Here is a 9092-nt window from a genome sequence, read left to right as displayed (position 1 = left end):
TTTCCCCCCATTGAGCGGCCCCCCTTTTCTCCGCTAAGCCGACCCACCCGGCTCCAGGTTCTCGAAGACCTCGGCGAGGAGGACCGAGACATCTAGCGACGAGAAACGGCAGGCCTCGGTCTCCGGTGCGTACACGTGCAGCAGCCATTCGTCGTCCGACGTGCGCCGGAAGCTCTCCACCCGGCGGGAGGGGATGTCCACCAGCAGATACTCCTGGAGCGACGGCAGGGTGCGGTAGGCACCGAACTTGTCGCCGCGGTCGAAGGCGGCGGTGGAGTCCGAGAGCACTTCTGCGATGAGGCTCGGATGCTCGATGTACAGCTCCGCCGCATGGTCCCGAGGGTCGCAGGACACCATGACATCCGGGTAGAAGAAGGCGTTTGCCGCCTCGACGCGAAGCTTCAGGTCCGACACATAGGCTTGGCAGGGGCCGCCGCGGAGGCGCTGCTTCAGGGCCGAGAATAGGTTACCCGCGACGACGACGTGCTCGCGCCGCGCGCCGACCATGGCGAACACTTCGCCGCGCACATACTCGTGCTTGTCCGGCTGCCGCTCTTCCCAGGCGAGGTAGCTGTCGGCGTCCAGGGGTCTTTTCTCGGCGGCGGCTGTCATGGCTGGGCTCCGTGGCGTGGGGGCGGCGTGGGGACAGGATTACGGCGGTGATACAGGCCGCTGCACTGGGTGATCGGCATGTAAACACTATCCACAAGCCAGCCGCATTGTCCATCCCGGCTGGTCGGGGCGGGTGTACGCGCCGCGGGAGCGCCGCGCAGGTGGTTATACCGGAGAGTCGCGAGTTTCGAGGGGCGAGGATCTAGGAAGAGAAGACAGATCAGCAGGTTTTGCGCACGACAAACCGAAAACCGGCGTGCGATGGGTATGATACCGCTGGAGAGAGTCTGCAAGCATTGTCTGCTGCCGACCCGAACGTGCCCCGGCGTCGGTCGGGCCGACGCAAGGAGGGCCGACATTCAGTGTCTTAAGAATGTGAGCAGCATGCTGGCTGGTGAAATCCGCCCGGCTGAAGCCGGCGTACCAGATGGGCCGGCTGAAAGCCGGCGCTCCCAGCACGCCGGCAGATCGGGCTCAGTGCACCGTCACCTGCACACGGCGGCGGCGGTTTTGGGCCTTGGGCAGCTCGACGCGGAGCACGCCGTTGTTGTAGCTGGCGTCGGCCTTGCCGGTGTCGACGGTATCCGGCAGGGGGACGACGCGCTGGAAGCTGCCGTAGGCGCACTCGTTGACGTGCCAGCGGCCTTCGGTGCGCTCGCGGGCCATCTGCTTCTCGCCGCGGACCACCAGGAAGTCGTCCTGGACCTCCAGCTGGATGTCGTCCTTGCTCATGCCGGGGGCCTCGACGCGGACCACCACGCGGTCGTCGTCATCGAAGACCTCGGCGGCGAGCAGGCCCCAGCCGGTGCTGCGCTCGGCGAGCTCGCGGGCTTCGCCGGCGCTCTTGTCGCCGCGCCCGCCGGTGAATTTGGTCATGGCGCTGGAGGCCTGCCGGTACAGCTGCTCCCAGCCGTCCAGGACACGGCCCCAGGCTTGGCTCAGACCTTCGCGAAATTGCCGCAGAGTCGTCATGGCGTAACCTCCAGGGTGTTGGTGATGACGAGAGTCACGGGACGAGCTATCGCCGCTTGAGCCCAGGGGCCGGGGCTCAGGGACCGGCCAGCGGAGCCCTAGCCCCTGGGCCCTAGCCCGTGTCAACCAGCCCGCACCTCGATCCGCCGCGGACGCTGCTCGGGATGCTTCGGAATGTGCACCCGCAGCACGCCGTCATTGAGGCTCGCGTCGATCTTGTCCGTTTCCAGCTCGTTGCTCAGCGTGAAGCTGCGGCTGTAGCGCGTGCTGCGGATGTCCGCATACAGCGCCTCGGCGGCCTCGGGCAGGTCGATCTGCACCTCGCCTTCGATCAGCAGGGTGTTGGCGTCCACCTGCACGTGCAGGCGGTCCTTGGATACGCCGGGCATGTCGGCCTCCAGCGTGATGCCCTCGGCGTCCTCGAAGATGTCCACCGGCGGGCGCAGCGCCTCCTCGGCGCGGCGGGCTGCGGTGGGGGCGGTTTCGGTCATGGTCTGACGGGTTTCGGTGTTCATGCTGTCCTCCGGTAAGCGAGTGGCTGGTGACAAACCCGGCGGTCGCCGCGGCCGCCGAGACGTCAGCTGACGGTGATCCGCCGCGGCTGGCTCGACTCGTGCCGCTGCACCGACACGTGCAGCACGCCGTCGCGATAGCTTGCGTCCACGCGATCCGGGTCCGCGTCCTCGGGCAGGGTCACCGCGCGGCGGAACTCGCCGCTGTGGCGCTCGGTGCGGTACCAGCGCTGGTCCTCGGCGCGCTCGATGCGCCGCTGGCCGGCGATGGTCAGCAGGTTGCGCTGGATATTGATGTCCAGCTCGTTGGGGTCGAGACCGGGCGCGAACAGATAGACATCCACCCGCTCGGGCGTCGCACCGATGTTGATGGGCGGCCAGCTGCCCCAGCCGGGCGCACGCAGCTCCGCCGCCTGGGGCCAGAGGCCGAAGGACTCGTCCAGCTCGCGCTGGAGGCGGTTCAGTTGGTCGAAGAGATTGCCTTGCAGGCCGGTGTAGGTACCGAACATCGCTCACGCTCCTCTGCGCCCATGGCGCACAGTTGGGGTTGCACGATGTGGGGCGGCGGGCACCGCCGTCGGGGGCCTCCCGCTTGGCAAGTCACGGTGGGCACCCGGTCCCTTGCACCGCCGGCGGGCCGCCGTCGAGCGCAGCCGCAGCGATGCGCCGGGACGGCTGCGCCGCCGCCGTCACAAACTGTTAGCACTCTTATCTACCGAGTGCTAACCGCAATTTTGGCGCATTTTCCGCGTACGTCAAGGGGTGCTTTTCGGCCATCGAAACAGGCATCTGCGGCGACCGGATGGCGCGCGTCGGTGCCGCCTGCCCGCAACGTCGAAAGCGCAATTCACCACGAAGCAGACGAAGAACAACACAAAGAAAGAGAAACACTTGAAGGCAAACTTCCCAAGGGTCTCGCCCACCCCGTGGGCGACGGCGCAAACTTGCGTATCCTGCTGAGTCACTTCGCGTTCTTCGTGCTCTTCGTGGTTCAAATACCGGACCTAGGCGCAAGCCTTCCTGCGCGTCGATCGGCCCCGTCCGACGCCGCCGCTGCCGCCCCGAGTACCCGACCGGCCAGCGCCTCGCCACTGAGCCAGGCGCCCTCGATGCGCCCGTCGGCACACCAGTCGCCGCAGGCGCCAATGCCGAGATCCCCATCCCAGAGACAGCCGGCGTCCAGGGGCTGCTCGGCACGGGCATAGAGCCAGCGGTGCGCCTGCTGCCAGACCAATGCGGGCAACCGCGTCCCGACCAGCTCGGCCAAGGCCTCCAGTAGATCACTGGCAACGGTCTCCGGCGTTGCCTCCAGGTGCGCCCGCGTCCACTCGGGCGTCGCGTGCAACACCCATGCCTCGCCGCCGCGCCCCCCCTGGTCGCGCCCCTTATTGCGCCCCGGCTTCGCGGAATCCCGGGCCACCCAGCCGAGGGGGCCGCCGTTGACGAAGAGCCCGTCCCAGTCCAGGTCCAGGGGCGCTGCGAAGCCGAGCAGCACCGTCCAGCAGGGTGCCATGGGCACCGCCGCCGCGCGCGCCGCCAGGGCCGGCGCCGCCGCCAGGAAGGGCGCCGCCTGTGGCGCGGGTGCGCTCACCAGCACCCGGTCGAAATGGCCGAAGTGGACGCGCTCCGCCGTGGCGTCGGCCGCGTCGGCGGCGCTGAGCAGGGCCCAGCCGGCACCGTCGCGCACCGGCGGCGCAACCCGGGTGGAGCGCCGCAGGTCGAGGCCTTCCGCCAGCATCCGCCCCAGCGCGCTCATGCCCCCGACGCCCACCCAGCGCGTATCGTCGGCGCCAGCGGGGGCGACGCTGCCGTCGCGCCAGGCGCCAAGCCGACCGCTCCAGGGGGCGAGCACCCCGCGTTGGGCCCAACTGGCTACCCGGCGCGCGAAGCGTGGGTCGCGCGCTGTGAAGTACTGGGCGCCGTGGTCCACGGCCACTTCGCCGTCGGGAGCCTGCGGCACGCGGCGGGTGGCGGCCCGGCCGCCGCGGCCCCGGGACTTCTCGAAAACCACCACCTCGTGGCTCTGGTCCACCAGCGCCCGCGCCGCCGCGAGCCCGGCGAGCCCGGCGCCGATGACGGCGATGCGCAGGCGCCGCCCGCTCGCCGGCGCCTGCACCCGGCGGGCGTAGGCGCCGACATCCAGCCGGCGTGCGTGGTCCGCGGTGCTGCGCGGGCGCAGGCTGCCGGTGACCGGGCGCTCCGGCGGGAAGGGCCGGTCGAACAGCCCCAGCGTCCACAGCAGCCCGCCATAGGAGTTGGGGTCCGAGCCGTCCACCGCGTGGCGGTGATTGAGGTCGATGAGCTCGGCAAGGGCGCGCCGCGGCGACTCGGTCCATTGCGGGATGGCCTTGGCCCAGGTCATGCGCAGGTTGTTGTGCAGCTCCCCGTGGGCCAGCAGCGAGCACTGCGCCAGGTCCCAGAGCCGGTCGCCGCTGGCGGCGCGCGCCAGGCGCTCGTGATCCAGCACCTGCTCGCGGGCGTCGTCGGCGTGGGCGTCCAGGGTCTCGCGGGCCCAGCTCGGCAGGCTGTCCCAAGCCTCCGGGTCGTCGGCGAAGAAGCAGAAGTTGTGCGCCAGCTCCCGCCAGACCAGCAGCTCGTCGAGGAACTTCTCGGCGCCCTCGCCGCCGGCGGCCGCTGCCTCCCTGGCGATCCGGAACACCGCCACATGGCCGTGGTGCAGATAGGGCGAGAGCCGGCTCACGCCGCGCGGCCAGGTCTCGGCGGCGTCGTTGCGGCGGCGGTGGTAGCTCGCCAGGCCGTTGGCCTTGAAGGTCTCCCAGCGGGCATAGCCCGCGCGGGCGCCGCCGCGCGAGTTGGGCACCGGCGGCAGGCTGTGGTCGATGGTGCAGGCAGCACAAAGTGCCGTGATGTCCGCCGTGGCCAGGTCGAGCGGCGTGAACGGCAGTGCCCCGGCATAGGGCTCGGCGTCGACGTCGCAGACCGGCCAGGGGCGCGCGATGCGCTCGGCATAGACACGCTCATTGGCGCGACGCAGCTCGAAGGCGCGCTTGAAGGGCCGCGGCTGCAGGCGCATGGGGACCATGCAGGCGCAGTCCACGCGCCACACCGGGGCTGTGATGCGGGCCGCGAGCCGCTGCGTCCAGGCGGGATGTGGCGGGGCCGGGAAGTCCTCGGTGACCACCAGCGCGGCACGCGCGGCGAGGGCGCGCAGCGGCGACGGGCCTGCGGCCGGGTCCGTCGGCAGGTGGAAAACGGCACGGATGCCCTGTGCGGCGAGCTCGGCATGGGCATCGCGGGCCCCTTCCAGGATAAAGGCGTGGTGGCGGTCGGCGTTGAACCGGTGGCGGCCGCCGAGCCCCTGGTAGACCAGCAGCGGCAGCCCCAGGGCCGCGGCCGCATGCCGGGCCGTGTCCAATGCCGGATTCTCGTGCCCGCGCACGGCGTGGTGCATCCAGTAGAGCACCAACGCGCCCTGTGGCCAGGGCTCGACGTCACTCACCGGCCGCACGCGCTCGGCCAGGTGATGCGGCAAGGGGATGGCGGCGTCTGTGGCGGTCATGGCGGGCGGCTGACTCCTGGGTGCACTGGCGGTGTGTGGGTGAGCGGGCGACAATGCGGGCAAGCCCGCCGGAAGCCACCGCAGATGGTGACGCCGGCACAGTCACAGCAGGAGCCGGCGCATGGCCTTCTTCGACAACCTGCGGCAACGCCTTCGCGATGCCCTTGCACCACTGACGGACCGGGCCGCAGCCGCGGGCCTTGGGGCGGACACCCTGCAGATCGCCGTGCTCGGCGGCGCCGCACTGGTGGGCGCACTGCTACTGGCGCTGCCCGCGGTGCTGACGGGCCTGCACGCGGTATTGCTGCTGCTGCCGGCGGCGCTCGCGGCGCGCGCGGCGGCCATGGCGGTCACCGCCGACCTGGAGAAGCGCCATGGCGCCCAGCCTGGCGACCCGGCCCTGCGAGAGGTGGCCAGCGCCGCCACCGATGTCCTCCTCTATCTGCCGCTCGCGGCCTATCCGGGCGTGCCCGCAGTGCCGGTGGTCGTGCTGGTGGTGCTCGGGCTGCTGGTGGAGATCGCCGGCTTAGCGTCCCTGGCGCGCGGCGGCGCCAAGCGCGAGGACGGGCCTTTGAATGCCGGCGACCGCGCCATTGTGTTCGCGATCGTCGGGCTGATTCTCGCGCTGGATCCGGGTGCGGCCCGGTGGCTGCCGTGGCTCTTACTGCCGGTGGCGGTGCTGGCAGCCGCAACACTGGTACGCCGCCTGGGCCCACTTCCGCGGCTCAACACATGACCTTGGCTGACGCGAACAGGCCCTGCACTTGTCCTGTGTCGGATGGTACTGCGCCGAGTGACGCTCGGGTTAGACTGCGCGGCCCGTCTGTGCCGCCCGGGCCACCACCGCCCGCCCATGGTCCCCGGCGGATGTCTCTGCCAGCGCCACCGGAAGCCTCGCCAGTGCCACTCACCATCAGCCTCTGCATGCCCCGGCAGCCACTCGCGAGCACCGCCCTCGTCTGCTTGGGCTTGATGGGCTGCGCCGGTATCGTCCAGGCGCAGGCCGGGCGTAACTGCGACTTCGACGCCGCCGAGCAGGCAGTGGTGGAGCGCGCCGAGCTGGCCGTGCAGGAGGCGATGCCGGCGCTGATCCAACGCCACGACCTGCCGGGCGCGGCGGTGGCCGTGGTGGGGAATGGGCACCTGCGGTGGACGGCGGGCTATGGCTGGGCCGTGCCGGAGAAGCGTATCCCCTTCTCACCGGACACGGTCTTCCAGGCTGGGACCATGACCATGCCCGTAACCGCGTGGATGCTGCTCAACCTGGTGGGCGAGGGCAAGATCGACCTCGATACGCCGGTGAGCGAATATCTCCGGGGGCGCGATCTGCCGGAGTCCCCCTATGACGCCGACGCTGTGACGCCGCGGCGGGTGCTGAGCCACACGGCCGGGCTGTCCATCCCGCGTTTCGCTGGCTTTGGGCCGGGCGAGACGTTACAGACGCTGAACCAGTCCTATGCCGGCGCGCTGGATGCCGGGGGGCAGCCGGTGGCCGTCGTCGCACCGCCGGGCATCGGCTTCGATTTCTCCGCCGGCGGCTTTGCACTGGCGGAAATGATCATCCGCCAGACCGCCAACGAGCAGTTCGCGAATCTCGCCGAGCGGCGCATCCTGCGGCGGCTGCACATGTTCCGCTCCAGCCTGCCGGACCGCCCGGACGATGCCCCGCCGCTGGCGGTGACCTATGACGACGCCGGCGAGCCCGCACCGGCGCGGAGCTTCTCGGCGTTGGGGGCCGTCGGCTTGCAGACCACGGCGGCGGATTATGCCCGGTTCGTAGCGGCACTCATGCCGGGCCCCTGCGGCGAGCCCCCGGGCCGCCGCAGCCTGAGCCCGGAGCTGGTGCGCCTGTCGCGCACGCCACAGCCCGACACCGAGAATGCGCTGATCTTCGCCGGCTCCGAGTACGGCCTCGGCATGGCAGTCAAGGCGCTGCCGGACAGCGGGCACACCCTGGTCTACCAACCGGGCGACAACCCGCCGAATTGGCATGGGCTGTTCGCGGCGGTGCCGGAGCGTCAGTCCGGACTGGTCATCCTCACCAGCGCCGCCGGCGGCCGGGAGCTGCGCGTGGAGCTGCTTTGCACTTGGCTTGCCGCACTGGGCGAGACGCCGCCCGGCGAATGTGCCGCGGCGCAATAGCCGAGGAGACGGCCCTTCCCGCCCGGTCGGCAAATGCTGCGGGAGTCAGGGCAGCAGCGCCTTAACGACCTCCGCAACGAGCACGGCGCTGGCCATCGACATGAGCGTGCCGATGAGCACGTACTCAGCGAAGTCGCGCTCATCCATTTCCCTGACGACCAGCACGGCGAGCCGGACCAGACCCGCCTGCGGCGGATCACGCCGTTCCCACCAGACGCCGATGAGGTTGGCGGCCGGTATCACCGCGAGCAGCGGTGCAAGCCAGAGGCTCGGCGCCGCCGCCAGCGTTCCCGCCGCTTGTACCAACGACAGACCAACCGCTTGACGCCAATTCAGCGGCGCGTCGCGCAGGATCAGAAACAGACGGCTCGCCAGCAGCACCAGCAGAAACCAGTAGAAGGGGGTTAGGGCCGACATGGGACGCTTCAGCGACCCCCTGCCGCTCGGGATGCGCCGGCGCCGAGCTGCTCGTCCAGCAGCGTCTCGACGGCGTGCAGGAAGCCCACCAGCGCGTAGAGATCAGCGGTGCGTGCGGTCTTGTAGAGGGTCTGCTCGGTCCGCTCCAGTCGGGCCGCGATGTCGGCGATGACGACGAGGTGCGGCATTGGGACCGGAGGCACAGACGAATCGATTGAAAGGCTCGAAATTAAACCACAAAGGTTTAATCACGCAAGAGTCAGCGAAAACCATGGAGCCCTAGGGAAATCCACCATATCGGTGCTAGGATTGCGTCGGCGGCGGCGCGGGGCCGCGCAGGGCTCGAGCCTACTGACCCATCTCCGAATCCCTTCATTCGGACTACTCGACACGAGCACGGAAGAGGCGGGACGCATTGCTGACAAACAAGAAAATCCTGCTGGCCACGAGCAATCTTGGCCTGACCTTTCCCATTATCCGGGTGCTCAACCGCATGGGCATTCGCCCGGACGTGCTCGGCCCGGAGAAGCGCTCCCTCCTCTGGTCCAGCGGCCTGCTCTGCAAACGCTATATCGGTTATCCGCTGGACGACTTCGGCTACGACCACAATCCGGCCATATCCTCGTTCTCCGGCGCCTTCGTCGATCTGCTCAACGACGTCCACCGCCAGGGCGGCTACGACGTGGTGCTGCCTGTGGACTACACGGTCCGCTTCCCAGCATCCACCTTTTATCACTACCTGGCCGGGGTGAACTATGTCGAGCTCGCGCTGCTCGCCGGCCTTGGGCAAGCCGACGCCTTCGCCTTCGCGCCCACGGCTGCCCGGCACGTCACCCGCAGCGCCTCAGAGGCGCTGTTGAGCAAGCTGAATCAGCTCACCGCCCGGCCCCACCGCTTCGCCTGAGCGCCGCCGGCGC

General features: G+C 69.9%; 10 protein-coding genes. 3 read left to right on the top strand and 7 right to left on the bottom strand.

Annotated elements, in window-relative coordinates:
• Nucleotides 1-33: 33 nt before the first annotated feature.
• The 5 genes from CKO31_RS19955 to CKO31_RS19935 form a co-directional block, all read right to left on the bottom strand.
• Nucleotides 34-612, bottom strand: a complete 579-nt coding sequence (locus CKO31_RS19955; protein ID WP_200240796.1) for a Uma2 family endonuclease — start codon at nt 610-612, stop codon at nt 34-36.
• Nucleotides 613-1086: 474 nt separating this feature from the next.
• Entirely contained in the window at nt 1087-1584 is a 498-nt protein-coding gene (locus CKO31_RS19950; protein WP_200240794.1) for an Hsp20/alpha crystallin family protein, read from the bottom strand.
• A 122-nt stretch (nt 1585-1706) separates the two neighbouring features.
• Nucleotides 1707-2099 (bottom strand): Hsp20/alpha crystallin family protein, encoded by a 393-nt coding sequence (locus CKO31_RS19945; RefSeq protein ID WP_200240792.1) that lies wholly within the window; start codon nt 2097-2099, stop codon nt 1707-1709.
• Between the two features lie 62 nt (nt 2100-2161).
• The gene (locus CKO31_RS19940; RefSeq protein ID WP_200240790.1) at nt 2162-2605 is read right to left on the bottom strand and encodes an Hsp20/alpha crystallin family protein; all 444 of its coding nucleotides are present in this window, start codon (nt 2603-2605) and stop codon (nt 2162-2164) included.
• A 482-nt stretch (nt 2606-3087) separates the two neighbouring features.
• Entirely contained in the window at nt 3088-5616 is a 2529-nt protein-coding gene (locus tag CKO31_RS19935; RefSeq protein WP_200240788.1) for an FAD-dependent oxidoreductase, read from the bottom strand.
• 121 nt (nt 5617-5737) lie between these two features.
• On the opposite strand from CKO31_RS19935, the gene CKO31_RS19930 reads away from it, so the two are divergent.
• Nucleotides 5738-6352: a hypothetical protein gene (locus CKO31_RS19930; protein ID WP_200240787.1), complete on the top strand. Its 615-nt coding sequence runs from the start codon at nt 5738-5740 to the stop codon at nt 6350-6352.
• Between the two features lie 188 nt (nt 6353-6540).
• Nucleotides 6541-7758 carry a serine hydrolase domain-containing protein gene (locus CKO31_RS19925; RefSeq protein ID WP_200240786.1) on the top strand — a complete coding sequence of 406 codons (1218 nt, stop codon included), beginning with the start codon at nt 6541-6543 and terminating at the stop codon, nt 7756-7758.
• A 45-nt stretch (nt 7759-7803) separates the two neighbouring features.
• Here CKO31_RS19925 and CKO31_RS19920 read toward each other — a convergent pair whose 3' ends face one another.
• Nucleotides 7804-8175, bottom strand: coding sequence for a hypothetical protein (locus tag CKO31_RS19920; RefSeq protein WP_200240785.1), 372 nt, complete (start codon nt 8173-8175; stop codon nt 7804-7806).
• Nucleotides 8176-8183: 8 nt separating this feature from the next.
• A complete protein-coding gene (locus CKO31_RS19915) occupies nt 8184-8363 on the bottom strand; it encodes a hypothetical protein (protein WP_200240784.1) in 180 nt (59 codons plus the stop codon).
• Between the two features lie 227 nt (nt 8364-8590).
• Here CKO31_RS19915 and CKO31_RS19910 point away from each other — a divergent pair, with 227 nt between their 5' ends.
• Nucleotides 8591-9079, top strand: coding sequence for a hypothetical protein (locus CKO31_RS19910; RefSeq protein WP_200240783.1), 489 nt, complete (start codon nt 8591-8593; stop codon nt 9077-9079).
• Nucleotides 9080-9092 lie beyond the last annotated feature (13 nt).

The organism is Thiohalocapsa halophila, from assembly GCF_016583825.1.
GTDB lineage: Bacteria > Pseudomonadota > Gammaproteobacteria > Chromatiales > Chromatiaceae > Thiohalocapsa > Thiohalocapsa halophila.
Note: the sequence above shows the minus strand (reverse complement) of the source record. Positions and strands in the feature narration are given on the sequence as shown.

Excerpts from the sequence above, each read along its gene's own strand:
- CKO31_RS19955 (WP_200240796.1), bottom strand. The coding sequence starts at position 612 with ATGACAGCCGCCGCCGAGAAAAGACCCCTGGACGCCGACAGCTACCTC.
- CKO31_RS19950 (WP_200240794.1), bottom strand. The coding sequence starts at position 1,584 with ATGACGACTCTGCGGCAATTTCGCGAAGGTCTGAGCCAAGCCTGGGGC.
- CKO31_RS19945 (WP_200240792.1), bottom strand. The coding sequence starts at position 2,099 with ATGAACACCGAAACCCGTCAGACCATGACCGAAACCGCCCCCACCGCA.
- CKO31_RS19940 (WP_200240790.1), bottom strand. The coding sequence starts at position 2,605 with ATGTTCGGTACCTACACCGGCCTGCAAGGCAATCTCTTCGACCAACTG.
- CKO31_RS19935 (WP_200240788.1), bottom strand. The coding sequence starts at position 5,616 with ATGACCGCCACAGACGCCGCCATCCCCTTGCCGCATCACCTGGCCGAG.
- CKO31_RS19930 (WP_200240787.1), top strand. The coding sequence starts at position 5,738 with ATGGCCTTCTTCGACAACCTGCGGCAACGCCTTCGCGATGCCCTTGCA.
- CKO31_RS19925 (WP_200240786.1), top strand. The coding sequence starts at position 6,541 with ATGCCCCGGCAGCCACTCGCGAGCACCGCCCTCGTCTGCTTGGGCTTG.
- CKO31_RS19920 (WP_200240785.1), bottom strand. The coding sequence starts at position 8,175 with ATGTCGGCCCTAACCCCCTTCTACTGGTTTCTGCTGGTGCTGCTGGCG.
- CKO31_RS19915 (WP_200240784.1), bottom strand. The coding sequence starts at position 8,363 with ATGCCGCACCTCGTCGTCATCGCCGACATCGCGGCCCGACTGGAGCGG.